The 25,104-nt window shown below is 39.4% G+C and carries 23 protein-coding genes; 6 read left to right on the top strand and 17 right to left on the bottom strand.

Annotated elements, in window-relative coordinates; translation table 11 throughout:
• Positions 1–32: 32 nt before the first annotated feature.
• Together thrC and hisS are read right to left on the bottom strand one after the other, a co-directional pair.
• Complete coding sequence (gene thrC / locus O3602_RS06860) at positions 33–1,517, bottom strand: threonine synthase (RefSeq protein WP_003010885.1); 1,485 nt, start codon at positions 1,515–1,517, stop codon at positions 33–35.
• A gap of 180 nt (positions 1,518–1,697) precedes the next feature.
• On the bottom strand, positions 1,698–2,981 hold the full coding sequence (gene hisS / locus O3602_RS06855; RefSeq protein ID WP_003010893.1) for a histidine--tRNA ligase: 1,284 nt from the start codon (positions 2,979–2,981) through the stop codon (positions 1,698–1,700).
• A gap of 170 nt (positions 2,982–3,151) precedes the next feature.
• Here hisS and O3602_RS06850 point away from each other — a divergent pair, with 170 nt between their 5' ends.
• Positions 3,152–3,493: a metal-sulfur cluster assembly factor gene (locus O3602_RS06850; protein ID WP_003010891.1), complete on the top strand. Its 342-nt coding sequence runs from the start codon at positions 3,152–3,154 to the stop codon at positions 3,491–3,493.
• A 162-nt stretch (positions 3,494–3,655) separates the two neighbouring features.
• Here O3602_RS06850 and O3602_RS06845 read toward each other — a convergent pair whose 3' ends face one another.
• Together O3602_RS06845 and ilvD are read right to left on the bottom strand one after the other, a co-directional pair.
• On the bottom strand, positions 3,656–4,930 hold the full coding sequence (locus O3602_RS06845; protein WP_371611409.1) for a uracil-xanthine permease family protein: 1,275 nt from the start codon (positions 4,928–4,930) through the stop codon (positions 3,656–3,658).
• A 538-nt stretch (positions 4,931–5,468) separates the two neighbouring features.
• Positions 5,469–7,172 carry a dihydroxy-acid dehydratase gene (ilvD, locus tag O3602_RS06840; RefSeq protein ID WP_195190054.1) on the bottom strand — a complete coding sequence of 568 codons (1,704 nt, stop codon included), beginning with the start codon at positions 7,170–7,172 and terminating at the stop codon, positions 5,469–5,471.
• Between the two features lie 187 nt (positions 7,173–7,359).
• On the opposite strand from ilvD, the gene O3602_RS06835 reads away from it, so the two are divergent.
• The 4 genes from O3602_RS06835 (at position 7,360) to rpmG (ending at position 9,083) form a co-directional block, all read left to right on the top strand.
• Positions 7,360–8,382: an SPFH domain-containing protein gene (locus O3602_RS06835; protein WP_371611408.1), complete on the top strand. Its 1,023-nt coding sequence runs from the start codon at positions 7,360–7,362 to the stop codon at positions 8,380–8,382.
• Positions 8,383–8,384: 2 nt separating this feature from the next.
• Positions 8,385–8,585 (top strand): PTS ascorbate transporter subunit IIC, encoded by a 201-nt coding sequence (locus O3602_RS06830; protein WP_003011522.1) that lies wholly within the window; start codon positions 8,385–8,387, stop codon positions 8,583–8,585.
• Positions 8,586–8,735: 150 nt separating this feature from the next.
• Positions 8,736–8,918: a 50S ribosomal protein L32 gene (rpmF, locus tag O3602_RS06825; protein ID WP_003009516.1), complete on the top strand. Its 183-nt coding sequence runs from the start codon at positions 8,736–8,738 to the stop codon at positions 8,916–8,918.
• Positions 8,919–8,933: 15 nt separating this feature from the next.
• Positions 8,934–9,083 (top strand): 50S ribosomal protein L33, encoded by a 150-nt coding sequence (rpmG, locus tag O3602_RS06820; protein ID WP_001265622.1) that lies wholly within the window; start codon positions 8,934–8,936, stop codon positions 9,081–9,083.
• 479 nt (positions 9,084–9,562) lie between these two features.
• Here the strand turns inward: rpmG and O3602_RS06815 are convergent, their stop codons facing one another.
• The 9 genes from O3602_RS06815 to O3602_RS06775 form a co-directional block, all read right to left on the bottom strand.
• A complete protein-coding gene (locus O3602_RS06815; RefSeq protein ID WP_003013947.1) occupies positions 9,563–10,348 on the bottom strand; it encodes an ABC transporter permease in 786 nt (261 codons plus the stop codon).
• 1 nt (position 10,349) lies between these two features.
• A complete protein-coding gene (locus O3602_RS06810) occupies positions 10,350–11,144 on the bottom strand; it encodes an ABC-2 family transporter protein (protein ID WP_003013825.1) in 795 nt (264 codons plus the stop codon).
• On the bottom strand, positions 11,141–12,127 hold the full coding sequence (locus O3602_RS06805) for an ATP-binding cassette domain-containing protein (RefSeq protein ID WP_003010129.1): 987 nt from the start codon (positions 12,125–12,127) through the stop codon (positions 11,141–11,143). Before O3602_RS06805 ends, O3602_RS06810 begins: the two co-directional genes overlap by 4 nt.
• Entirely contained in the window at positions 12,120–12,323 is a 204-nt protein-coding gene (locus tag O3602_RS06800; protein ID WP_003010127.1) for a hypothetical protein, read from the bottom strand. Before O3602_RS06800 ends, O3602_RS06805 begins: the two co-directional genes overlap by 8 nt.
• A 705-nt stretch (positions 12,324–13,028) precedes the next feature.
• Entirely contained in the window at positions 13,029–14,213 is a 1,185-nt protein-coding gene (locus tag O3602_RS06795) for an abortive infection system toxin AbiGii family protein (protein ID WP_003013866.1), read from the bottom strand.
• Complete coding sequence (abiGI, locus tag O3602_RS06790) at positions 14,214–15,101, bottom strand: abortive phage resistance protein AbiGI (protein ID WP_003014061.1); 888 nt, start codon at positions 15,099–15,101, stop codon at positions 14,214–14,216.
• Between the two features lie 104 nt (positions 15,102–15,205).
• The gene (locus tag O3602_RS06785) at positions 15,206–16,330 is read right to left on the bottom strand and encodes a hypothetical protein (protein ID WP_050807270.1); all 1,125 of its coding nucleotides are present in this window, start codon (positions 16,328–16,330) and stop codon (positions 15,206–15,208) included.
• A 252-nt stretch (positions 16,331–16,582) separates the two neighbouring features.
• Complete coding sequence (locus O3602_RS06780; RefSeq protein WP_003013944.1) at positions 16,583–17,218, bottom strand: SdpI family protein; 636 nt, start codon at positions 17,216–17,218, stop codon at positions 16,583–16,585.
• Positions 17,205–17,486, bottom strand: a complete 282-nt coding sequence (locus O3602_RS06775; protein WP_371611407.1) for an autorepressor SdpR family transcription factor — start codon at positions 17,484–17,486, stop codon at positions 17,205–17,207. Before O3602_RS06775 ends, O3602_RS06780 begins: the two co-directional genes overlap by 14 nt.
• A gap of 823 nt (positions 17,487–18,309) precedes the next feature.
• Between O3602_RS06775 and O3602_RS06770 the strand changes: the two genes are divergently transcribed.
• Positions 18,310–19,479, top strand: a complete 1,170-nt coding sequence (locus O3602_RS06770; protein WP_195190050.1) for an MFS transporter — start codon at positions 18,310–18,312, stop codon at positions 19,477–19,479.
• 86 nt (positions 19,480–19,565) lie between these two features.
• Here O3602_RS06770 and O3602_RS06765 read toward each other — a convergent pair whose 3' ends face one another.
• The 4 genes from O3602_RS06765 to O3602_RS06750 all read right to left on the bottom strand — a co-directional run bounded on the left by O3602_RS06765 (position 19,566) and on the right by O3602_RS06750 (position 25,075).
• A complete protein-coding gene (locus O3602_RS06765) occupies positions 19,566–20,702 on the bottom strand; it encodes a LysM peptidoglycan-binding domain-containing protein (protein ID WP_371611406.1) in 1,137 nt (378 codons plus the stop codon).
• A gap of 583 nt (positions 20,703–21,285) precedes the next feature.
• Positions 21,286–21,909, bottom strand: a complete 624-nt coding sequence (locus O3602_RS06760) for a V-type ATP synthase subunit D (RefSeq protein WP_003002380.1) — start codon at positions 21,907–21,909, stop codon at positions 21,286–21,288.
• 3 nt (positions 21,910–21,912) lie between these two features.
• The gene (locus tag O3602_RS06755; protein WP_003002370.1) at positions 21,913–23,298 is read right to left on the bottom strand and encodes a V-type ATP synthase subunit B; all 1,386 of its coding nucleotides are present in this window, start codon (positions 23,296–23,298) and stop codon (positions 21,913–21,915) included.
• Positions 23,285–25,075 (bottom strand): V-type ATP synthase subunit A, encoded by a 1,791-nt coding sequence (locus O3602_RS06750; protein WP_061455900.1) that lies wholly within the window; start codon positions 25,073–25,075, stop codon positions 23,285–23,287. Before O3602_RS06750 ends, O3602_RS06755 begins: the two co-directional genes overlap by 14 nt.
• Positions 25,076–25,104: the final 29 nt, after the last annotated feature.

The raw sequence follows: 25,104 nt of genomic DNA, 5'->3' as shown, positions 1-25,104 counted from the left end.
AACGGCTCTTTTGATCTTTCTAATACAGAGAATTAAAGTCCCAAGTAGTCTTCTACGGCTGCTTGCATGTCTTTGGCTGCCACGCTTGTACGATGGCGAACCGGTGCAGTTTCAAGGCCGTCTACAGCCGGTGGTACAGGAACACCTGAGAGTGTGTGTAATTTAGCCAAGGCTTCGAAATCGCCTAGACCTGTCTCGCCTGTCACCGCTTCTACTGCTACCACTGGGAATTTATAAGGACTTGCTGTAGAGGCAATGACTGTTTTAGCAGTATCCCCTGTTTGGGTCCGGTATTTTTGATAAACGGCTGATGCTACGGCTGTATGAGGGTCTTCGATGTAATCAGACGCTTCATAGACCCGCTTGATCTCTGCAGCAGTTTCTGCTTCATCTGCGTATGCAGCCGCAAACAAATCTAAGATGTCTGCATCAAAGTTGGACAACTGGTACTGACCTGTTGCAACGAGGCTTTCCATCAACTCTTTAGTCTTTGTGGCATCATTGCCAACCAAGTGGAAAATCAAGCGTTCCAAGTTTGAAGAGACCAAGATATCCATCGATGGACTGGTGGTCACCTTGAACTCACGTTTCTTATCATAGACATGTGTTTTGAAGAAGTCTGTCAAGACATTGTTTTCATTTGACGCACAGATCAATTTCCCAACTGGAAGACCGATTTGTTTGGCATAGAAAGCTGCCAAGATATTTCCAAAGTTTCCTGTTGGGACGGTAAAGTTGACTTTTTCTCCCGCTGTGATTTGGCCTGTCTTAACCAATTGAGCATAGGCGTATACGTAATAGACAACCTGAGGCACCAAACGGCCAATGTTCATAGAGTTGGCTGATGAGAATTGCATCTTATTGGCTGCTAATTTTTCACGGAGCGCCACATCATTGAACATGTGTTTGACATTGGTTTGGGCATCGTCAAAATTTCCATCGATCGCGATGACATGGGTATTGTCTCCAGTCTGAGTCGTCATTTGCAATTCTTGCACCTTGCTGACACCATCTTTTGGATAAAAGACAATGATCTCTGTTCCTGGAACATCAGCAAAACCTGCCATCGCAGCTTTTCCAGTATCTCCAGAAGTCGCCGTCAAGATGACAATTTTATTTTCCAAACCGTGCTTTTTAGCTGCTGTTGTCATAAAGTAAGGCAAGATCGACAAAGCCATATCTTTAAAGGCAATGGTGGAACCATGGAAGAGTTCCAAATTGTATTGCCCATCGAGTTTGACAAGCGGAGCAATAGCTGGAGTATCAAACTTGCTGTCATAAGCATGAGAAATACAGTAGTCCAACTCTTCTGCTGTAAAGTCGCCCAAAAAGGCTGACAAAACAAGCTTGGCCACTTCTTGATAAGAGGCATCTTTGAGGGTATCAAAATCCAGCTCTACTTGAGGATAAGAGACTGGAGTAAACAAACCGCCATCTGTCGCCAATCCTTGAAGGATGGCTTGACTAGCTGTTACAGTATTCTTTTCATCTCGTGTTGATTGATAAACTAATGTCATGACTGATTCATTCCTTTACTAGTAGTCTTCTCATTATATCATAAATGTCAGAAAATTTAACGGCTTTTCGCCAAATCTTGGCAAAGGTCGGTAAACAGAAGCTAGATAAAAGAGAGCAGGCGCAACGACTTTGCTCCCACTCCCATGCGAATCTGTTTTACAGGTGTCTGTAAGACTTGATCAAGCCAATCCCAACTCTGCTAAAACAGATGGGAAGTCTTTCTTCAAGCTTTCAAGAGCTACCGTTACTTCTTGTCGAGTTTGGTTATTTTTCACAGTAACTTGACCGCTCTCAACTTCACTACTTCCTAAGGTAATCAAGGCTTTGGCCGCAAAGACATCTGCTGACTTAAATTGGGCCTTGAGTTTGCGTCCAAGATAGTCACGTTCTGCCTTGAAACCTTGGATTCGAAGGGCTTGAACCAAGCTAAGCGCTGCTTCATTGACCTCATCTCCTAGGACGGCGATATAGGCATCTAGGCCTGTTTCGATCGGCAATTCTATGCCTTTCTTTTCAAGGACGAGAAGGATCCGTTCCACACCGATACCAAATCCAAAACCAGCTGTCGCAGGGCCACCGAAGTATTCAACCAAACCATCATAGCGACCACCTGCACAGACTGTCAATTCATTGCCTTCAATTTCTGTAATGAACTCAAAAATCGTGTGGTTGTAGTAATCCAGGCCACGCACCATATTGGTATCGATGACATAGGCTACCCCCAAGTCTTCTAACATCCGACGAACCGCATCAAAATGCGCTTGGCTTTCTTCATCCAGATAGTCTAGGATGGAAGGAGCCTGTTCAACCGCGGCCTTGTCTTCTTTTTCTTTTGAATCCAAGACACGAAGCGGATTTTCTTCTAAGCGACGTTGGCTGTCCTTAGACAATTGATCCTTCATTGGCAAGAGATAATCAATCAAGGCTTGACGATAAGCCTGACGACTGGCAGGGCTTCCCAAGGTGTTCAAGTGCAAGGTCACATTATCAATCCCTAGTTCTTTCAGGAATTGCGCTGCCATGGCAATGGTTTCAACATCCGTTGCAGGATTGCTCGATCCAAAGCATTCTACCCCAATTTGGTGGAATTGACGCAAACGACCTGCTTGAGGACGCTCATAGCGGAACATTGGGCCTATGTAATAGAACTTACTTGGTTTTTGTACCTCAGGCGCAAAGAGTTTATTTTCAACATAGGAGCGGACAACAGGAGCTGTTCCTTCTGGACGAAGCGTGATATGACGGTCTCCCTTGTCATAGAAGTCATACATTTCTTTGGTAACGATATCTGTCGTATCCCCTACTGAACGGCTGATGACTTCATAATGTTCAAAGATCGGTGTGCGGATTTCATCATAATTGTATCGCGCAAAGACCTTGCGTGCAAAGCCTTCTACATATTGCCATTTCGCTGAATCGCCAGGAAGGATATCCTGGGTCCCTTTTGGTTTTTGTAATTTCATAGCCTTCATCCTTTGTCTTACTTTTGCCTCTATTTTACCACAAATTCGAAGAGAAATGGAGGCTGGACCGAATTTCCTTCGTTCGACACGTTCAAAACCTCTTTCTCTTCTTGCCTTATCAGCCGAATTATGAGAAAATGGAAGCCATACTACACTGAAAGGATCTTGCGATGAGAGAGGATATCAAAATCAATGACCGCGCCCTGGCACTAGAGAAGCCGTTAATCGAAAAATTGGAGCTTGTATTTGATACCGATGTTGAGTTAGATGTATATAACCTAGGACTGATCTACGAGATCCATCTAGATGAAGCCGGCACTTGCAAGGTGGTTATGACCTTTACCGATACGGCTTGTAGCTGTGCTGAGAGCCTTCCGATCGAAATCGTCGCTCGCCTAAAAGAAATCGAGGGGATCGAAGATGTCAAGGTTGAAGTAACTTGGTCACCCGCTTGGAAAATTACACGAATCAGCCGATACGGGCGCATCGCCCTTGGCCTTCCACCACGATAACAATCATTACCATTTAAGAAACACAGTCAACTAATGAAGGAAAGCCTCTTTGGAAATCCAATCCATAATAAAAAAACGAGGAACACCAACTCTGCCATCAGAGTTTGTTCCTCGTTTTTATAATGTTTAAATCCATTCAAACTTTTTCACTACCAGAATGGACTAAGCCTCATCAGCTTTTGGTTCTGGAAGGATTTGATACAACACAATTCCAAGAATGGTTGACGTTGCGACACCCGTGATTTGAAGACCACCGAGGTCAATCATCAAACCACCGATCCCTGATACCAAGATCACACTTGCAATCAAGAGATTCTTTTTATTATCAAAATCAATCTTATGTTCAACTAAAATTTTCAAACCGCTAGCAGCGATAACCCCAAAGAGGGCAATAGACAAACCTCCCAATACAGGAGTTGGAATAGAGTGCAAGAGTGCTGATAGCTTCCCAATAAAGCTCATGACAACCGCAATCACTGCTGCGCCTGAAATAACGTAAACTGAGTAGACCTTACTAAGGGCCATCACCCCAATGTTTTCCCCATAAGAAGTTACCGGAGGAGCTCCAAAGAATCCAGCAATAATCTGTGCCAAGCCATCACCAGTAAGCGTATGGTCTAGCCCTGGATCCTTGAAGTAATCACGCTCAGTCAAACTATTTAAAACCATGAGGTGGCCAAAATGTTCCGTCATGGTCACAAAGGCAATCGGAGCCATGGTCAAAATCGCACTTGGATAGAGCTTAAAGCTATAATCCACAAATGGAATGTCAAAGTTTGGAACTTGAATCCAATGCGCCGCACTTACCTCTGAGAAATTGACAAAACTATGTCCTGTCATCAAACCAAGAACCAATGAGAAAATATAGCCCACAATTAATCCAAGTAAAATTGGGACGACACCGACAATCTTCTTGCCATACATGTTAAAGAGGATAACCGCAAAGAGGGTCACCATCGAAATCAATAGAGCATAACCACTATAGCTTTTATTTAAGGTTGTCGCATCAGTGACTGCATTTGCCGCAAGACTCAAACCAATGACCATGATAATGGGACCAACCACGATTGGTGGAAGGACCTTATTAATCCAATCTTTACCCGCATGCTTAACAATCAGAGCTACAAACAAGTAGACCAAACCACCCGCCATAGCACCCTGGGCAACTGCCGCGATCCCATCTGACTTCATCAGCATTTGCATCGCTGCAATATAAGCAAAACTAGATCCCATGTAGGCTGGAATCTTATACTTGGTAACGGTTAAGTGAGCCAAGGTTCCCAAACCAGATGAGAACAAAGCAATGGCAGGATCAATCCCAACCAAAATCGGCACCAGCACTGTCGCCCCAAACATGGCAAACAAATGCTGGAAAGATAAACCAATCAATAAACCAGGTTTTGGCATATCATTCACATCATATTTAACGTCATTCACGATCGTAAAAACCTCCTAAAATTAAGATGCGACAAGCTATGGCTGAACAAAAACGTCTACCCTCGATGACCAAATCGTAAGGATGCACTCCCTACTTCCATCATCGACGATTTCTTTTTTTATCAAACCACTTTTCAATATACAAAAAAATCCCCCACAACAAGGAGATACACAAAATATAGGCTGGTTTTCCCAGACCTTTCATTTCCATAGCTCCTTGCCTGCCTCTCTGGACAGTATTAAAGGATTGATTCGATTAGTCACAATTATAGCAAATTATAGACTGATTTACAAGAAAAAATGACAGATGATACACTCAAATCCACCAAAAAGTAATATTCATACGTTTCAGCGACAGGGTCGAAAATAGCTACTTTGAGCCAAAAAAAGAGGCTGGGACAAAAGTCCTAGCCTCTCAATTGTTTTTGGATTGTCGAGCAAGACGCAGTGGTTGAGTGGGCTCTACTACGCTGATTTCATCAGCTTTTACAGCCCTACTCAACTGTGCGGAGGTGGGGCGACGAAATCGTCCTTGCAATTATTGTTTACCAGACTGTTCCATATTCCAGAAGTCGGTCACTGCACCACGTGATGCTGAAGAAACGATGTGGGCGTATTTACCCAGAACCCCACGGCTATACAGTGGTGGCAAGGTTGTTTCAGCTTTCCGTTTCGCCAACTCTTCGTCTGAGACGTGCATGGTGATTTCTTTGGTATCTTGATCAACCGTTACCAGATCTCCTGTGTGGAGGTAGGCAATCGGACCACCGACCTGAGCTTCAGGCGCAATGTGACCAACAACGAGACCATAAGTCCCACCTGAGAAGCGCCCGTCTGTCAAGAGGGCTACCTTGTCTCCTTGGCCTTTCCCAACGATCATAGATGACAGAGACAGCATTTCCGGCATACCAGGACCACCCTTAGGACCTACGAAACGAACAACAACAACGTCGCCATCCACGATTTCATCCGAAAGAACCGCTTCAATGGCAGCTTCTTCTGAGTCAAAGACCTTAGCAGGACCAGTGATGTTACGAACTTTCACACCTGATACTTTGGCAACCGCCCCTTCTGGAGCCAAGTTCCCTTTCAAGATGATTAATGGACCATCCGCACGTTTTGGATTTTCAAGTGGCATGATAACTTTTTGACCTGGTGTCAAATCAGCAAAGGCTTCTAAGTTTTCAGCTACTGTTTTACCAGTACAGGTGATGCGATCCCCATGAAGGAAACCATTCTTAAGAAGGTATTTCATGACGGCTGGCACACCACCGACATTGTAAAGGTCTTGGAAGACGTATTGACCAGAAGGTTTTAAGTCTGCCAAGTGAGGCACGCGCTCTTGGAAATCATTGAAGTCTTCAAGGGTCAAGTCCACATTGGCTGCGTGAGCAATCGCGAGCAAGTGCAGAGTGGCATTGGTAGAACCACCAAGCGCCATGGTCACGGTAATCGCATCTTCAAAGGCTTCACGAGTCAAGATATCAGATGGCTTCAGTCCCATTTCAAGCATTTTGACAACTGCACGACCTGCTTCTTCGATATCGGCTTTTTTATCAGCTGATTCAGCAGGGTGAGAAGAGGAACCTGGCAAGCTCATACCAAGGACCTCGATCGCTGTCGCCATGGTGTTGGCCGTATACATACCACCACAGCCACCAGGGCCAGGGCAGGCATTACATTCTAGTTGCTTCACTTCTTCAGCAGTCATATCACCGTGGTTCCATTTCCCGATCCCTTCGAAAACAGAAACCAAGTCGATATCCTTGCCGTTCAGATTACCAGGAGCAATGGTACCACCATAAGCGAAGATCGCAGGGATATCCATATTGGCAATGGCAATCATCGAACCAGGCATGTTCTTGTCACAACCCCCGATGGCTACAAAGGCATCCACGTTGTGACCGCCCATAGCAGCTTCGATAGAGTCTGCTATGATATCACGAGAAGTCAAGGAGAAGCGCATCCCAGGCGTTCCCATAGCAATCCCATCCGCAACCGTAATGGTTCCGAATTGGACTGGCCAAGCTCCTGCATCTTTTACACCTTCTTTGGCCAATTTCCCAAAATCATGGAGGTGCATATTACAAGGTGTGTTTTCAGCCCAAGTAGAGATTACCCCTACGATTGGTTTTTCAAAGTTTTCATCTGTCATCCCAGTTGCTCGAAGCATAGCCCGATTAGGTGATTTAACCATGCTGTCGTAGACACTACTACGATGGCGTTTGTCTAATTCTGTCATGTCATTCCTCTCGTTCCATTTTTTACCATTATAGCATAAAAGAAGGCCCAACGACAGAAGAAAATTCTTGAATTTTCAGACAATTCAGCTTGCTCGGTTTCTTGCTAAAATAATTTACAGTTATATCTTGACTTTTGTAAGCAAAGTGATATCATTTAGATATCACAAAGAAAGAAGGGTTCATCCCATGGAAGAAAAAATTTTAACCCAAAAGAAAAACGGCTTAGCTGCCCTTATAGGCTTGCTAGTTGGGGATCTTGTCTTAGTTTTAGCCTTTATTAGTGCGATTGCTAGTCTACCAGAAGGTTTTCCACTTGCGATTGCAGTTATTACCTGTATTTTTCTCTTTATTGCTAGTCTGGTGTGCTATGCGGGGATCAAAATTATTAAACCGCAAGAGGCCTTGGTTTTGACCTTGTTTGGGAACTATATTGGAACCATTCGAGAAGCGGGTATTTACTTTGTCAATACCTTCTGTGTCGCTGTCAATCCTGCCAATAACACCCGCTTGGGCCAAAGTGGTGATGTCACCACCAAGTCACCCATGTCTGTCAGAAAAACAGCAGAAGGTAACAATATTTCTATCGAGACAGGTAAAAAGAATATTTCCTTAAAAGTGATGACCTTGAATAACTCTCGTCAGAAGATTAATGACTGTTTGGGAAATCCTGTAGAAATCGGTATTGCAGTCACTTGGCGTGTAGTGGATACGGCTAAAGCAGTCTTCAATGTGGATAACTACAAAGAATATCTCTCATTGCAGTGTGATAGTGCTCTTCGTAATATTGTCCGCATCTATCCTTATGATGTAGCTCCTAATGTCGATACGACAGGAGACGGCCAGGCAGATGAGGGTAGTCTAAGAGGTTCCAGTGAAATTGTGGCCAGTCGTATTCGAGAAGAGATTCAAGCACGTGTAAAAGATGCTGGGCTCGAAATTCTTGAAGCTCGTATTACCTACTTGGCCTATGCTCCAGAAATAGCAGCTGTCATGCTTCAACGCCAACAAGCTTCTGCCATTATCGATGCGCGGAAGATGATTGTCGACGGAGCAGTTGGGATGGTTGAAATGGCCCTTGAACGCCTGAGCGAAGGAGAGATTGTAGAGCTAGACGAAGAACGGAAGGCTGCCATGGTTTCGAACCTTCTTGTCGTTCTCTGTGGCAATCATGATGCACAACCAATTGTTAATACGGGAAGTCTCTATTAAGAATGGCTGACCAAAAGAAAAAACAGATTCCACTTAGATTGTCAGCCAAGTTATATGCTGCTATCGCATCATGGGCAGAAGATGACTTTCGATCGGTCAATGGGCAGATCGAGTACCTGCTGACAGAATGTGTCAAACAACGAAAAAAGGATGGCAAATACGTTTCGGAAACGATTGATGAGCCATTTGAAATAGACCTTTAAGGAGAACTCCTGTTCCATTTGATGGGGCGGGAGATTTTTTTAACAATTTTTTGTCAAGTAACTTTACTTTACAAAAAAGTTTTGTTATACTGTTAAAGTTGATGAAAATCAAACCTAATTGAATTTATATCTTAAAAGGAGAAAAACGAAATGGCAGTACCTGCACGTCGCACATCAAAAGCGAAGAAAAACAAACGTCGTACGCACTACAAAGTAACAGCTCCATCTGTAAACTTTGACGAAGCAACTGGAGATTACTCACGTTCACACCGTGTATCACTTAAAGGATACTACAAAGGACGTAAGATCGCTAAAGCTGCATCAGCTGAATAATAGAAGGGAGATACCATGCGCGTAAATATTACACTTGAACACAAAGAATCTGGTGAACGCTTGTACCTTACTTCTAAAAACAAACGTAACACTCCAGACCGTCTTCAATTGAAGAAATACTCACCAAAACTTCGCAAACACGTTGTGTTTACAGAGGTGAAATAGGGGTTCACTACACGTCAATAGATGTTAGAAACCTTGATTTTAAGCGATTCTTGAAATTCTAAATTTCACTACATTGCAATATAAATCAACCGAATCACTACCTTTTTCACTACCTTTTTTGAAATAAGAATAATGATTCGGATATATAAAAGAAGAGGAACTTTATTGTGAAGCTCCTCTTTTTGTTATGTGTTCTTTTTCTCACAGATCGTATGACCTGGTTTGACACAGTTGGATTTCAGGTACTTTCAGTTTAGCTTTATATCAACCATCATCAAAATCCAACTATTTTCTTATTTTAAAAAATATGAATAAGTTTGATTGAATGAGGGAATTTCTTTAAATTTTTTCTTAGCACCTATAAGTTAATAATACTATTCTTTAAATTATAGTTTATAATTATCTGATGTTTCAATGACCACAAAACAAAGTACAGCGAATCACTTCCTTTAGTCAAACATATAACTGAACAACATTGTTTATCTTCCTGCACTTTCATATTTTTTCAATCCTTTTCTAAAAATTGTACGACTGATAATAATCAAAAAAACTGTAAAAACTATTTGATAGAAAAATAGGTTCAATGTATCTTTCCCTAAAAATATTAATACTGCAGGATTGGCAATTAATAAATTGGGAACAAATAACATAGTGATCAATCTGTTAATACCTGTAAAAATATTATATGGATACTTAGAAATTCCAATATAATTCAAAAATACATCTACTTTTGAAAATTTAGTTGGGAACCAAAATGAACTAATCGTTATTAGAAACCAAATTGAATAATATATAATACAACCACACATTAAAGAAAGGATATAAAATAATATTTTTAATGAATTTAAATGTACATTTAAATTTCCATAACTTATAAAAATGATCGCAAGACCAAAAAAAGTATTCACGAATTGAACTAAATTAAATGATCTAAAAATATAGAACAACTGAGTATCAAACGGCCTCAATAAAATTTGATCCAAGTTACCACTCAAAATATCTGATTCTAAAATTCCCATACTTCTAATTAACAATCCCATCATAACTCCATCTACAATAGTGTAGGAACCTACCAAAAATAAAATTTGATAATAGTCCCAACCATTAAAAGAGTCTATGTTTAAGAAAATCAATCTAAAAAATACAATAGGTAAACCAATCCACAGTATCGACGAAAATAGACCACAAAAGAAGTCAAAATGAAAATTCATATCAGATTTAAAACCAAAATGAAGTAGCCTAAAAATTACTTTTATTCTAAACATTTTATCCTCCCACATTTGAGAAGTGCTCCACTCCTTTTCTCAATATGAATCTTGATATAATATAAAAAATGATGCACCAAATCAATTGAATACAAATAATTCTCAAATAGTCTATTAATTTATATGTATCATTACTAAACATCTGAAGCGGTTCATATACTAAGTATTTAAAAGGTAATACATCTAAAAACAGACGAAAATTATTTGAAAAAAAACTTAAAGGCAATAATATTCCTGATAAAAACTGAATTACTATTTCTTTAACAGTAAGGACAAAAAATATATTTTCTAACCAAAAAGAAAGCATACCTACACAACATGATATTAAAAACCATAGAACCATAGATAGAATAATTGCAATACTTCCTAAAATAAGAATTTCAATGGTTAATAACTCATTCTTGTAATAAACACTGGAGAATAAAATGACAGGAATGATGATAAATAATAAATGAGCAAGCCTATCTCCAAGCATTTTACAAAAATAATACTTATAAAAAGTAACAGGTTTTATTAATATGCTAAAAAAATTTCCTGAATGAACATCGTCATTGATTTCCCAATCAACTGGATAAAAAACAAAATATGAAAAAATTATAGTCCCCAAATAGTATTGAACCATTGAGGTAAAATCATATCCTGCTATATTTATCTGGTTACTCTGATATATATACGTCCATAAAAATACTGATATCATAATTTGTATACTTGCCTGTAACATTAACAATAGTACACTTGATTTATAGTTCAAAATAGATCGAAATGATATCAGAATAATAGACATTTCTTTTTTCAATTGTGCTCCTTTTTTGTAAAATAGTTTTGTAAAATAATTTCTTCTAAAGAAAGATTTGATATTTCAAAATCTTCTATATCTACAAGCTTATTGATTGATTCTAATGTCTCAAAGACAAAATCTCTAGGTATTTTTAGTATACATTCCGATTTTGTTTGAGAAATGACTACTACTCCTTTAACAGAGCATAACTCTGGTACCAAATCTAATGTCATTTTTATCTTTAAATATTTAAAATCAGAAAATTTAGATAAAATAACATCCATTGACTCCTGCAAAATAATTTTTCCTTTGTCAATGACGATTAATTCGTCACAAACAGACGAAATATCATCCATATCATGACTCGTTAAAATAATAGTAGTATGACATTCTTCATTCATTTTCTTTAAAAATGTTCTGATATCTTTTTTAGACTGTATATCTAACCCTATAGTAGGCTCGTCTAAAAATAATATTTCCGGACTTGTTAAAGATGCCGCGATAAACTCCATTTTCATTTTTTGTCCAAGAGAGAGGGTCCGGACCTGCTGGTAAAGCTGATCTTTTACATTCAACAAATTGCTTAATTCCTGAATTCGTTCTTGTAAAATCGCCGGTTCTACCTCATATAAAGTACCAATCAATTGAAAATAATCCATAGCCGAAACATCTTGAAATAACTGTAATTTATTTCCTACTACTATTGAAATTTTTTTTCTAAAATTTATACTTCTTTTAAATGGAATTTCTCCATTCACTTCTAATTTTCCGGAACTAGGATAAAGAGTCCCAGTCAACATTTTAATCGTTGTGGATTTACCAGCTCCATTACTCCCAATAAAGCCAACTATACTCCCTCTCTTAATCGTAAAACTAATATCTTGAACAGCTCGAATCGTTATTTGATTACGTTTCAAAAATCTCTTGATAAATGGGAGTCTTGAATCAAAATTATAAAAATTTTTAGATAAATTCTGAGCATTAATAACTATTTCACTCATATATCTCTCCTTTCGATAAAATATATTTACTTGTACTTTTTCCATACTTTACCAAAATGCTAAAGATTGAGCTAAAATCTTCGGGATGGGTAAAATAATATTTGTCTTTAAAAAGTTTCTCAAAACCTTCAAGGCGATTATTGAAATCATTAAATTTTGTATTGTCTAGCTGGTTGAATGTCTCTTTAATATCCATAAACTTTCTCCGTGATTCTTTATTTCACTTTATAAATAGAAGAGTGTCTATATATTTATAGATCCTCAAGAACTTGCATTTTATCAAGTATAAGTAGAATAGTATGTAAGGGTTTACATTTTCATATTATATGATTATTTAAGGAATCCGTCAATTTTCCACATTATTATATGACAAAATGTATCTTTTAAAAATGCAAAAATCTATGAGCAAGATGTTTGACTTCCTTTTTTAAAGTATATATACTTATATTAACCTTAGAAAAGAAAAAATGTTTGAACAGATATTCAATAATAATTACTTTTTTTAAAATTAAAATTCGAACTTTAAATTTTTATCTTTTTTATATTATTGAGTAACCTAAATTGCCCAATTTGTAAAATTTAGCTAGACAAAAAAAGACATCCAAGAGAAATTTCTTAAATGTCTGTAAACGTTGATATAAGCGTGTTGATTAACGTTTTGATAATTGTGATGCTTTACGAGCTTTCTTAAGACCTGGTTTGACAAGGTTAAATTTCATACAGTTAAAGAATAACTTTATATCAACTTTCAATAGCTAATTTCTGCGCTATTATTTCATAAAATTTATATAAGTTTCATTAAAAAAGGGAAATTTACATTTCTGTTTGTTGTAGATAATTAAAATGATTTCGACCGTATCAGACTATATAACATAATCCCTTATTACACGCTGGTTACATTTTAAGAGAAGTTGATTCTTTCAATTTCAATTGCAGTTTTAGTCAACTCAAATAATAGGTTGTCAATTTCTTTTGTTTCATCTTCACATATTGCATCAGGGTAGTATCTTATATAATATCTGCTATTAGGAGGTAGATTAAATATAACTCTCACTTCTTCATTCTCAGTTATTATTTTTTCAAAATTCATTCTAGGATAAACTTTGTACTCCATTATTTTGATATTTGTACCAAACAACTCTAGTGATAATTCATTATGAAGAACCACACCTAGTTCTTTATCTTTTTCTAAATAAGGGTTACTAAAATCAAATTTTTCTTTTTCAAATAGAAAACTAACTTGATCATTATTTCCAATGGATACCATTCTGTTATTTACAAAAGATTCAAATAATATTTGAGTATAATAAATATCATCCTTCTCTAATTCATGGGGAAAATTAAACTTAATTCCAAAATATTCTTGTAGTTTTCTTAATGCATTTAAGAATTCGTTGTTTTTTTCAAATACATTTGTTTGATGTTTTTCTGGAAGAAAAACTTTACCAAATATAGTTACACCTTCTTTATTAAAAGAACTAATATACCCAAAATTATCGAAATATTGATCTACAGTTTCAATGATATCATAATTTAAGTTCACAGTAAGTTCCATTACACTTGAACTTTCATTAATCAACATTTCTACTTTGAAAAGACTGTTCTTATCTGAAACTATTTTTAATTCATCAAGACTTGGATATGGAATCCTTTTAATAGGTACCTCAACTTCATTTCCTCCCACTTTAATTTTCAAAGAAGGTAATTCAGGAAATTCTTCTGTTGAAGCAATAAATTGATTAAGAATCTTATCACCACCTATATGAATAATGGTCGGAGGATCATTTTGTAATTCTTCATCTAATTTAAAACATTTTTGTGTTCGGTACATAGCTTCAAGTAATTCTTCGATACTTTTAATTTCTATACCTTCAAATATTAATGGAAACTTTATTCTTATTTGAAAGCTATTTTTTTCTTTATTACTTTTAGGCCGTAAAACGTATATATCTTTGCTGCCCTCAAGTAATTCATATGAATAACCTTTGGGGGCATTTTCGTTTAAATGCTTTTTTAAAGCTCTAGGAGCCTTAATTTTCTTAGAATCACTTTTTGAAAAGACTGATTGAAATTTTGAATTAATCATTTACCAATCCTCCTTTAATTCATCAAAAACCATTATTTTAGAGATTAAAACATCTTTTTCTTGTAAAGAGAGTCTCCTCCCCTTCTTTTTTCTTCTAATAAAGTTAATTAATCTATCCCTATTCTGAACACTATCTACAAATATATATCTTATATCCTCAACTTCAAATTTCAAAACTCCTTCTTTTGTATTTAGAATACTATCAGTATAAATATGGCTCAGTTCTTCTGCTTTTTTATTATTCTCATCAATAAGCATTAAAGGTAGTTCGGCCTGATTAATATTAGGGATATATCTCCACTCATGTTCATCTTGAAAATTTTTCTTAACCTTTATTGTCTTGTTATTATGATCTTTACGTTTCATCACTCCACAATATGGTTTAATTATTTTAATATATTCAAAAATAAAATTTGTTAAAACACTAACATCAACATTTTCACTTGTTTCATAAGAATATTGGTCAATCAGAAAATTCATTGTACTACTTAGTTCTTTCACATTAATTGAATTCTCGTTTAAATAATGGATAGGTTGAATACCTTTCTTTATACCAAATTCTTTGTGAAATGCTATTGAAAACTTCCCATAGCCTAAATCATTAGGATCCAAAGGGTTACCCTCAGCATGATAACTAATTTGGTGTAACGGTATATCACAAAAACACGTCATAGGGATATACCATTCAGTTAAAGGTTCTGAGTTATATTTTAGATCTAAATATTCGACTTCCTCTGGATAATATCTCGGACAAATATACATATTAAGTAGAATATTCTCTAAATAGGAATACTCCCTCATAAAATTAAAAAGTGCATTAGCAGTAATTTTTGATAGTTCATTTTTACTTTTATCGATACCTGCTGCATGTAGAATATTTTTGGTCATAATAATCTCCTAGTAAATTGAATTTCTTTTTTCAATGGATAGAACATCTTATTTTTTGTTAAAAATTTATGACATTCTTAACTTTCCAAAAAATATTTAAACAATTACAAATTGTTATCTTTTTGATACTTTCCTAAAGTGGTTTCAACCAGATCCTTGAATTCATTATCACTTAGTCTTAAATTATTTTTACAAAAATTTCTTCCAAAATAACCACTTTGTCCATCATATTCTTTTTTTCTAACAGTTATAAAATAATCTTCATGTAAATCATACAGGATATTATCTATTTCTTCTGACGTTAAGCCCAGATCATATTTTAAAACCTTTGATAGAGATGGTAACCAGAACGTATTAAATCTTCTAAAAATAAAAATAGGCTTATTTTTTGAAGTAAGTATATGGCTGACTATTCGCCAAATAATAATTCTTGCACTTAACAAACTGACTTTTGAATCTGAATTGACCAGCTGGTTTGTAAAATTTTTTTCTCCTCTAGGGCCACTAATATAATTTGGATTCTGACTCCTAAAAGGAAATGCTTCAATATTAGCTATTTGCTTCGATATTTTTTCTAAGTGATTCCATTCATCAATATCAAGCGTTTCTATCAGCTTTTTTAGAGTTCCTTTCCTATTTAAAGACTCCATTAAAAAGTGTGGGAAATAATGACTAAAATAATAACCATTTTCTTTCACCTTAGTTTCTCTTACAATTTTCAACTCATTATAGAGAATGCTACTGGTATCCTCAACATCCACAATATGCTTCTTCAAATATTGATCATCCTTCAATAAATTCTCATCCGAATCAATAATTTTTAGAGAATCATCTTTGGTTTCTAATTCTCTTGCATTTTTGTAATATGTGAGAATACCACTTGATCGATTGGTTTTGACCTTTGCAATATTAGGATTAACTAAACAAAGAAAGAGTGTTGCTTCATCAATATTTCCTCTTATATGATTTGGAATACCATATCTAATACTCTTTTCAGTACTATTGGGCAAATTTTCCTCAATATTCAACCAAGAAAATGTAGTACTGTCGTTTTTCAAAGACTCCAAAAAATTATCAATTAGCGGATTTACATTTTTGTCTTCCCACGGACTATATTTCTGAAATAGTTTAGAAGAACTCTCAATTACACCCAATTTTTCAATGTACGTGTTAGCTAATTTACATAAACTCTTTTTTTCACTATAAAGTTGTTCTTTTGCTGTTCTCATTTGTAACTTACGTCTATTCCTCACATTTTTTATCCTCTTTCTATTGATTTCATTATAACACTAAATATTAGCAAATTACGATATCTTTTAAAAATTCATGAATCCATCATAACCATATCCATCATACTATTTTGTATAACTTTCCGAAAAACAAGTATTTTCCTGAATGTTTTGAATTTGAAACGATGAACAAACAAAAACAACCGGAAAAGAAACAGTTCACGACTGCTTCTTCTCTGGTTGTTTTTTATACTAACGATTTTTCCGACTTAATTGATAAGAGTACATCATAGGGATAAACACAATGGCGAGGATGACCAGCACCAATACATAAGAAAGCGCGAATTGAAGGCCTGCTTCAAGTAGAAGGATTAACCCTCCGAGGACCCACAACTTCCCTGCCAAGCGATGGGTTTTGTGCCAGTTATCTTCACTCTGCAAGGTCCAAGGCAGACGGATTCCAACCGTATGGTTCACTTTTAGCTTCGGCATGTAATTGCCCATGATCACAAAGATGAGGCCTAGCAAAGCCGAAACAAAAACTGATGGATTGGTAGTAGATCCTAGCGCCTTGCTATAGATGAGATAGGAGGTACTTAAGGAAACGATTGGGGTCAACCAGTAAATCGCTCTAATCATTTTTTCATTCATAGCGCTATTCTTAGGATCACGTCCGATCATAAAGATCATAAACAGATGCACCATGAGATCGAAAATAGGAAGACCAAACACAACCAGGGGTTTCGATTGGAAGTTATTGGCCTGGCCAGCAAAATTGAAGTGAATCGGGATTTGGTTAGGCAATTGCGACCAAATCATCAGCCCCCAAAGCATGGGGAAAAGGATCACCATAGAAGTTAATAGCAATAGTTTTTTATTCGTTTTCATCAGTAGAGTCTCCTTTCAAATCAACGAGCCAGACCATTAAATCCTCCAAGACAGAAGTATTGAGTTCATGGTAGATAAAATTCTTCTCTTTTTCCTCTCGAATTAAATCTGCCTGCTTAAGGAGGCTTAAATGATGGGAAATGGTCGCTCCTGCTACATCAAAGTGGCCAGCGATATCTCCAGCAGATAATTTCCCCGCCTTTAGCAGTTCTAAGATACTTCTTCTTATCGGATTCGATAAAGCTTTAAATGTTTGCGCAAAATTCATTCTCTATCTCCTCTAATCTATTTAGAAATCTTTCTAAATAGATTCTAGTACTTTCGGATAGGTTTGTCAACTCTATTTAGAAAAAATTCTAAATAGTTTCTGTTGTAAAAAAATATCAGACCTAAGACCGATTCTTATAAACAGCGTCTTTTCTTAAGTTTTCTTTAAGAAATCAGCCTTATAATAAAACCATCAAATGAAGACCTCCCAACTTTGTTTGATAGAAAATCCTAAACTTTTTCATAATAATCTCCCTATAAGAGCCACCAAAACCGGTGGCTTTTTTCTACGTACCTTAGTGAGTCAAGTCCAATAGGGGCGTAGACGAACTTAGGTAAGTTGACGCAGTTCGAACGACAGTGAGAACTACGATCTTTAGAATGGAATAAGTAATTTTACTGTTTGGAATGATGATTAATGCATTTTGTCAGACCTAAGACCGATTCTTATAAACAGCGTCTTTTCTTAAGTTTTCTTTAAGCAAACCGCCTTATAATAAAACCATCAAATAAAGACCTCCTAACTTTGTTTGATAGAAAATCCTAAACTTTTTCATAATAATCTCCCTATAAGAGCCACCAAAACCGGTGGCTTTTTCTCTACGTACCTTAGTGAACGTTAGTGAGCTTAGGTACGTTGATGCAGTTCGAACGGTAGTGAGAACTACGTTCCTTATTCCTTTACGAGCATCAGCGAGTTTAGGTACGTTGACGCAGTTCGAACAACAGTGAGAACTACGGTCCTTCTCCTTCATTTGTATCAATACTCCAATTTATACTCGATCTGTGTTATAATGAAGAGAATTTTTGTCTGAGGAGGATTTATGAAAAAAACACATTCTATGTTATTCGTCCCGGGCATCATTATGCTTGGGATTGTTTTACGAACACCATTTACTACGCTTCCGACGGTCTTGTCTGACATCGCTGCTGGTTTGGGGGTAGATGTGAACTCTCTGGGACTATTGACTAGCTTGCCACTGCTCACCTTTGCCATTTTCTCACCTTTTGCGATTCAATTTGCTAAAAGGTTGGGGATTGAGCGCCTCTTTCTCCTAGTTTTGATCGCGATTACGATCGGATCTGCCATTCGGATTATCAACCTCCCCTTCCTCTATCTGGGAACCATCTTGATTGGAGCTGGCATCGCCTTTCTCAATGTGCTGCTTCCAAGCCTGATTCAAGCGAACAGACCCCGTCAACTAGGCATTCTGACCACTTTGTACATCACTTCTATGGGGATGTCCACAGCGATCGCCTCTTCTGTCGCTGTTCCGATCACCAAAGCCACTTCTTGGCAAGGTTTGGTCAACATCTTGACAGCCTTGTGTGCTCTTGCTTTGGTCATCTGGATTCCTAACATTCGCTACAACCACCATCTAAAAAAGACGACCACTACGGAATCTAGTAGCAAGTGGTATACCAATAAATATGTCTGGGCTATCATGATTTTTGGAGGCTTGCAGTCACTGCTTTTCTACACAAGTATGACCTGGCTTCCGACCATGGCTGTTCAAGCTGGCCTTTCAAAGGTTGAATCTGGACTACTGGCCTCCGTGTTCACCCTGATCAGTCTCCCATTCTCCTTGACGATCCCAAGTTTAACCACACGGTTATCCGATCGCAATCGACACTTGATGCTTGCGATTGTTGTCGGAGCAGGGATTCTGGGGGTAGCCATGCTCTTAATCCCGACCAGCAACTTCTTCTATTGGTTGGTATTAAATGCCCTGATTGGAAGTTCCGTTAGTTCGCTCTTCCCTTACCTCATGGTCGCTTTCTCCATGAAATCCAGTACACCTGAAAAAACAGCTCAACTTTCTGGTCTTGCCCAAACAGGAGGCTACGTCTTTGCAGCCTTTGGGCCCATCCTCTTTGGATATAGCAAATCTCTCTTCCACTCTTGGACACCTGCCATTCTTATGTTACTGGTCTTAACCATTATCATGGCGATTGCCCTTTATCAGGTGGAAAAAGTTGATCATATTTTATAACCATCGTCTGGCTGGAAGATTCGTCTTCCGGCCTTTTTTGTGCATACAAAAAAAGAACTAGGCACTTGTCCTAGTTCGAAATTTTATTATCCGTTAAATGAGATATGTACGTGATCGTAGTGGTTTGCTGTATCTCCACCACGGTCTGGCATTTGGTTCCATGTGTTAGCAGGTCCGTAAATGTTGTCGACTGGCATGTAGAATTGTTGTTTCCAGATGATGTATGAGATACCTGCACGGTCCATGTTGTCAATTGCATATTGGGCAACTTGATCTCCAAGTTCAGAACTTGTCGGAACCATTACGTCTACTGCAAGCCCTTTACCGTGGTCTTCTGGATCCCCTTCACGGTAACCACCGATATTTGTGATACCGAATTTCGCAGCGATTTCTTGACGGAAAGCTTCCGCTTGCGGTTGAAGGTGTGGATCAGTTGGAGTGGCATTTGCAGCTGTTGGAGTTGATGCTAGTGGTTGCACTTCAGGTGTAGCAGCCGTTTCTGCTACTGGTTGTGCTGGAGCTTCCTCTGCTGGAGCTTCAGGAGCAGAAGCTGGTGTTTCAGCAGGTGTTTCCGCTACTGGAGCAGATTGAGGAGCAGCTGGCGCTACTTCTTGATTTTGAACTTCAACATTGACAGCTGGAGCACCGTAGTTTGGTGTTTCTGGAACAGCTGGTTGTGCTGGTGTTTCTGCTGCTGGTACTTCAACTACTGGAGCTTCCGCTGGGGCTTCTTGAGTTTCCGCTGCTGGAGCAACTGGAACAGCTTTGTTGTCTTCGTTAACTGGTTTTGACAAATCGTTGACAGCAACTGTTTGGTCATCAACTGTCACTTGGTTTGTTGTCAAGTCAGCACTTGCAACGGTTGCATCTGTCGCACCTGCTTGAGGAGTTTGGATTTCAACTGAAGTTACTTCTTTTTGATCATTCACTGTTGTTTTCAAAACAGTACCTGGGTAGATCAAATCCATGTTGCTGATGTTGTTCAAGTTTGCCAACACATGAACATCGATTCCAAGCGCTTCTGCGATCGAACTCAATGTATCACCATATTTGATGGTATAAGTTTGTTGGTTTTCACCGCTTTGTTGGATATCATGTTTGATTTCATCTACTGAGCGAGCTACCCAATCTTCAAGTGTTTCTGCAGTGGCTTTTGTAAATGGAATCACTGCAAGAGCTACTGTTGAAGCGATCAAGGCTTTCGTATTAACTTTTAATTTCATCTTTTATCCTCTTTTTTCTTTGTTTTTTGCTCAAGATTTTCTTGAACAAATGAACTACTATTCTATCTTATCACAATTAAAAAATAATAAAAGGACTTTTGGGCTATTTAACAAAACTGTATTTTTCTTGTAACATTTCGTCTTTCTTGTCACATTGTTACAAACTAGTAACATAAAAAGAGGGTGGTGGAAGAAGAGTACGAGGGTGCAAAAAACCTCATCTAGGAATGGTTTCTTGATGAGGTTCTTGTCTTTTTTAAGTAATTGAACACGCCCTAAATGCTGGGTGAAAAACGCAAACTGTAATAGTACTAACTTCAAAGGCACATTAGCTGATTGGATTTTTCTCTCGCTTTAAGAGCTCGGAAAAATCCTAATCAGCCTTGTGGGGGCAGGACAACGAAGCATTCTATACAACAGTGCTTCTGTCCTGCTCCCTATTTTCCTTTGAGTTGCTTAACGGCTTTGTATCTTATGAATTGAACACGCCCTAAATGCTGGGTGAAAAAGATAAATTCTCTTGTGAGCATCGCTCACTGCAAGAATTTCCTATTTTCACTTTGCATTTTACGGGCTTTGTATCTTACTTCACCTTCATGATTCTGACGAGGTTGGCGCGTTCGGCTTCTTCGAGTTTCATTTCGATATAATAGATAGTCTCTTTGAGATCTGGGATGGTCGCATACTCGAGTCCGTTCACTCGACGGCGGGTTTTCTCGATTTCATCTGCCATGAGTTGGCAACTTTTTTCGATTTCCGCTAACTTGAGCAAATCTGGGAGTAGATCCCCCATTTCTTGGATGGTGCTGTCCATTTGACTATTGGAGGCAAGGTAGCTATAAACCACGTCCCCTTCATCATCTCCGTATGGATTATCGATACGGGCATGGAGCTTGGGCACGCGCACACTCATGACATTTTCTTCCTCGATATGGAGCATCACTTCTCGAGTGGGTACAGCAAAGATTTCTTCTACCATGAGGTCACTCTCTAGGGACTTGGCCATCACGAAATCTTGCATATTGCCCACCAGTGCTGCCTCCACCTTTTGGCGCAGACGATTATTCTCACGCACAGCTTCAATAAAACGGCGCATGAGTTCATCCCGCTTATCCTTGAGCAACTTATGCCCCCGGGTTGCTGTCTTGAGGCGCTCTTTGAGAATATTGAGCTCCATCCGAGTTGGTTTTACATTTAATCGTGCCATAGGCTAATCCTCTTTGTTTGGCAGATACTTGTCAATCATCTCATCCTTGATCCGTTTAAGCTCTGTTCGTGGAAGGATGGATAAGAGTTCCCAACCGAGATCCAAACTTTCCTCAATCGTACGATTAGTGGTGAAACCTTGATTGATGTATTCCTGCTCAAAGCGATCGGTAAATTTGACATAGAGCTTGTCCGTATCTGACAAGGCAGACTCCCCAAGTACTACAGCCAGTTCTTTGGCTTGTTTTCCTTGGGCGTAGGCCGCAAAGAGCTGGTTCATGGTCGCCGCATGGTCTTCCCGAGTCTTGCCTTCACCAGAACCCTTGTCCTTCAAACGAGAAAGGGATGGAAGAACATTGATCGGTGGGCGGTAACCACTATTGTAGAGATCGCGGGACAGAATAATCTGACCTTCGGTGATGTAGCCTGTCAAGTCAGGGATGGGGTGGGTGATGTCATCTTCTGGCATGGAGAGGATTGGAATCTGAGTCACAGATCCTTTCTTCCCAACCAAGCGTCCTGCACGTTCGTAGAGGGTTGAGAGGTTAGTATAGAGGTAACCTGGATAGCCCCGACGTCCTGGAACCTCCCGGCGGGCAGCGGATACTTCCCGAAGGGCTTCACAGTAGTTGGTCATATCCGTCATGATAACCAAGACGTGCATATCTTTTTCATAGGCCAAATATTCGGCGGCTGTCAAGGCGATCCGAGGAGTGGCAATCCGTTCGATAGCTGGGTCATTAGCTAGGTTGATGAAGAGGACAGAGCGGTCAATTGCACCTGTCTCCCGAAGGTCGTTCATAAAGAACTCGGCTTCTTCAAAGGTAATTCCCATAGCCGCAAAGACCACGGCGAAGTTTTCTTCAGAATTAAGAACCGTCGCTTGACGAGCAATCTGAGCCGCCAACTCCTTGTGAGGAAGACCAGAACCTGAGAATACTGGGAGTTTTTGGCCCCGAACCAAGGTATTCAAATGGTCAATGGCTGAGATCCCTGTCTGGATAAATTCATCCGGATAGTCCCGCGAAACAGGGTTAATAGCTTGCCCATCAATGTCCAAGTACTTCTCTGGGATAATCTCTGGACCGCCATCGATGGGTTTGCCCATCCCGTTAAAGATGCGTCCGACCATGTCTTCAGACACAGGGAGTTCTAGGGGACGTCCGGTAAAGCGGACTTTGGCTTTTTCCAAGTTGATCCCGCTAGATCCTTCAAAGAGCTGGACCATAGCCTTGTCTTCTTGGACTTCGAGGACTTGTCCCTGACGGGTCGTTCCGTCATGAAGCTTGATTTCTACTAGTTCATTGTAGTGAACCCCTTCGACCTGATCGACAATCATCAAGGGACCAACAACTTCGCTGACAGTACGGTATTCTTTAATCACGCTCATTGTCTACTCCTCCTTTTGCGACGATTTGGTGTAGGGTTTCTACGATTTCTTCTTTCAGGGCTTGAATGGTTGCCAACTGATCCTCATGGATGAACTTGCTACGGGCAATGCGGTCTCGAAGAGCCACGGTTCCTTCCATGATTTCTGTGAAGTAAGCCCCTAATTCTAGTGCTTTTTGACTTTCTTGGTCAAAGGTCAAAATATTGGTCAACAAGGCCACCTGCTTGCTGAAAGAGGTATAGGTATCGACCTCATCAAAGGCATTTTGTTGCAGGTAGTCTTCACGGATCATCTTGGCCGCATTCATGGTCAAGCGGTCTTTTTCAGACAAGGAATCTAGACCAACCAAGCGGACGATTTCTTGCAATTCACTTTCCTTTTGAAGCAAATTCATAGCGCGGGTCACTTTTTCAGACCAGCTGATTTGTTCATGTAGATCGATATAGCGACCGACTTCATCTTGATAAAGGGAATAAGAACTCAACCAGTTGATGGCCGGGAAGTGACGACGTTGCGCCAATTGAGCATCTAGTCCCCAGAAGACCTTGACAATCCGCAAGGTATTTTGCGTTACAGGCTCTGAAATATCTCCACCCGGAGGGGAAACGGCACCGATAGCGGTAATCGAGCCTTCACGCGCAGTGGTTCCGAGTGTCTTGACCCGACCTGCACGCTCGTAGTATTCGGCGATCCGGCTACCAAGATAGGCTGGGTAGCCTTCATCCCCTGGCATTTCTTCTAGACGACCAGACATTTCACGGAGAGCTTCTGCCCAACGAGAAGTAGAGTCCGCCATGATGGCAACGGAATAACCCATATCACGGAAGTATTCGGCAATAGTAATCCCTGTGTAGATGGAAGCTTCACGCGCCGCTACTGGCATGTTCGAAGTGTTGGCGATCAGAACGGTCCGTTGCATGATGGATTGACCGGTCGTTGGATCGATCAATTCTGGAAATTCATTCAGAACGTCCGTCATTTCATTTCCACGTTCCCCACAACCAACGTAAATTACGATGTCTACATTGGCAAACTTAGCCACCTGGTGTTGCACGACTGTCTTTCCAGCTCCGAAAGGACCAGGAACAGCTGCAGCTCCACCCTTAGTCACAGGGAAGAAGGTATCGATGACCCGTTGACCGGTGACCAAAGGCTCTACTGGAATCAGTTTTTGTGCAAAGGGACGGCCTCGACGAACTGGCCATTTTTGCATCAAAGTACCAGTAAAGAGACTGCCATCTGCCTGCTCGATCTCATAGACTGGCTCTTCTACTGTGTAAGAACCTGCTGCGATCTTGGTTACACGTCCACTCACACCAAAGGGTACCATGATGCGGTGTTCCACCATATTGGTCTCCTGGACCGTACCGACGATGTCTCCTGCGACCACTTCTGTCCCTTCTGCCACACTTGGCTCGAAGGCCCATTTGGTGTCCCGATCTAGATTTGGAACTTGCACCCCACGAACGAGGAAGTCACTGGCAGTCACTTCTTGGAAACGTTCCAAGGGGCGTTGGATCCCGTCAAACATCTGAGAGATCAAGCCTGGTCCCAATTCAACAGAAAGGGGAGCTCCGGTTGTTACCACCGGTTCACCTGGTCCGACTCCAGACGTTTCTTCATATACTTGGATAGAGGCTTCGTCCCGCCGCATCTCAATAATTTCGCCAATCAAACCAAGATCGCCGACCCGGCAAATGTCTTGGATGTTGGCCTCCTGCATCCCTGATGCAACCACCAAGGGACCGGAAACTTTGATAATTTTTCCTTGAGTCATGTATTCCTCCTGGGAATCCTTTGTTTCTT

This window comes from Streptococcus sp. 27098_8_186 (assembly GCF_041432055.1).
GTDB lineage: Bacteria > Bacillota > Bacilli > Lactobacillales > Streptococcaceae > Streptococcus > Streptococcus dentalis.
Note: the sequence above shows the minus strand (reverse complement) of the source record. Positions and strands in the feature narration are given on the sequence as shown.

What these genes read in the sequence shown, in the direction of transcription:
- thrC (WP_003010885.1), bottom strand. Translation starts at nt 1,517, where the DNA reads ATGACATTAGTTTATCAATCAACACGAGATGAAAAGAATACTGTAACA.
- hisS (WP_003010893.1), bottom strand. Translation starts at nt 2,981, where the DNA reads ATGAAATTACAAAAACCAAAAGGGACCCAGGATATCCTTCCTGGCGAT.
- O3602_RS06850 (WP_003010891.1), top strand. Translation starts at nt 3,152, where the DNA reads ATGAGAGAGGATATCAAAATCAATGACCGCGCCCTGGCACTAGAGAAG.
- ilvD (WP_195190054.1), bottom strand. Translation starts at nt 7,172, where the DNA reads ATGACAGAATTAGACAAACGCCATCGTAGTAGTGTCTACGACAGCATG.
- O3602_RS06835 (WP_371611408.1), top strand. Translation starts at nt 7,360, where the DNA reads ATGGAAGAAAAAATTTTAACCCAAAAGAAAAACGGCTTAGCTGCCCTT.
- O3602_RS06830 (WP_003011522.1), top strand. Translation starts at nt 8,385, where the DNA reads ATGGCTGACCAAAAGAAAAAACAGATTCCACTTAGATTGTCAGCCAAG.
- rpmF (WP_003009516.1), top strand. Translation starts at nt 8,736, where the DNA reads ATGGCAGTACCTGCACGTCGCACATCAAAAGCGAAGAAAAACAAACGT.
- rpmG (WP_001265622.1), top strand. Translation starts at nt 8,934, where the DNA reads ATGCGCGTAAATATTACACTTGAACACAAAGAATCTGGTGAACGCTTG.
- O3602_RS06815 (WP_003013947.1), bottom strand. Translation starts at nt 10,348, where the DNA reads ATGTTTAGAATAAAAGTAATTTTTAGGCTACTTCATTTTGGTTTTAAA.
- O3602_RS06805 (WP_003010129.1), bottom strand. Translation starts at nt 12,127, where the DNA reads ATGAGTGAAATAGTTATTAATGCTCAGAATTTATCTAAAAATTTTTAT.
- O3602_RS06800 (WP_003010127.1), bottom strand. Translation starts at nt 12,323, where the DNA reads ATGGATATTAAAGAGACATTCAACCAGCTAGACAATACAAAATTTAAT.
- O3602_RS06795 (WP_003013866.1), bottom strand. Translation starts at nt 14,213, where the DNA reads ATGATTAATTCAAAATTTCAATCAGTCTTTTCAAAAAGTGATTCTAAG.
- abiGI (WP_003014061.1), bottom strand. Translation starts at nt 15,101, where the DNA reads ATGACCAAAAATATTCTACATGCAGCAGGTATCGATAAAAGTAAAAAT.
- O3602_RS06785 (WP_050807270.1), bottom strand. Translation starts at nt 16,330, where the DNA reads ATGAGAACAGCAAAAGAACAACTTTATAGTGAAAAAAAGAGTTTATGT.
- O3602_RS06780 (WP_003013944.1), bottom strand. Translation starts at nt 17,218, where the DNA reads ATGAAAACGAATAAAAAACTATTGCTATTAACTTCTATGGTGATCCTT.
- O3602_RS06775 (WP_371611407.1), bottom strand. Translation starts at nt 17,486, where the DNA reads ATGAATTTTGCGCAAACATTTAAAGCTTTATCGAATCCGATAAGAAGA.
- O3602_RS06770 (WP_195190050.1), top strand. Translation starts at nt 18,310, where the DNA reads ATGAAAAAAACACATTCTATGTTATTCGTCCCGGGCATCATTATGCTT.
- O3602_RS06765 (WP_371611406.1), bottom strand. Translation starts at nt 20,702, where the DNA reads ATGAAATTAAAAGTTAATACGAAAGCCTTGATCGCTTCAACAGTAGCT.
- O3602_RS06760 (WP_003002380.1), bottom strand. Translation starts at nt 21,909, where the DNA reads ATGGCACGATTAAATGTAAAACCAACTCGGATGGAGCTCAATATTCTC.
- O3602_RS06755 (WP_003002370.1), bottom strand. Translation starts at nt 23,298, where the DNA reads ATGAGCGTGATTAAAGAATACCGTACTGTCAGCGAAGTTGTTGGTCCC.
- O3602_RS06750 (WP_061455900.1), bottom strand. Translation starts at nt 25,075, where the DNA reads ATGACTCAAGGAAAAATTATCAAAGTTTCCGGTCCCTTGGTGGTTGCA.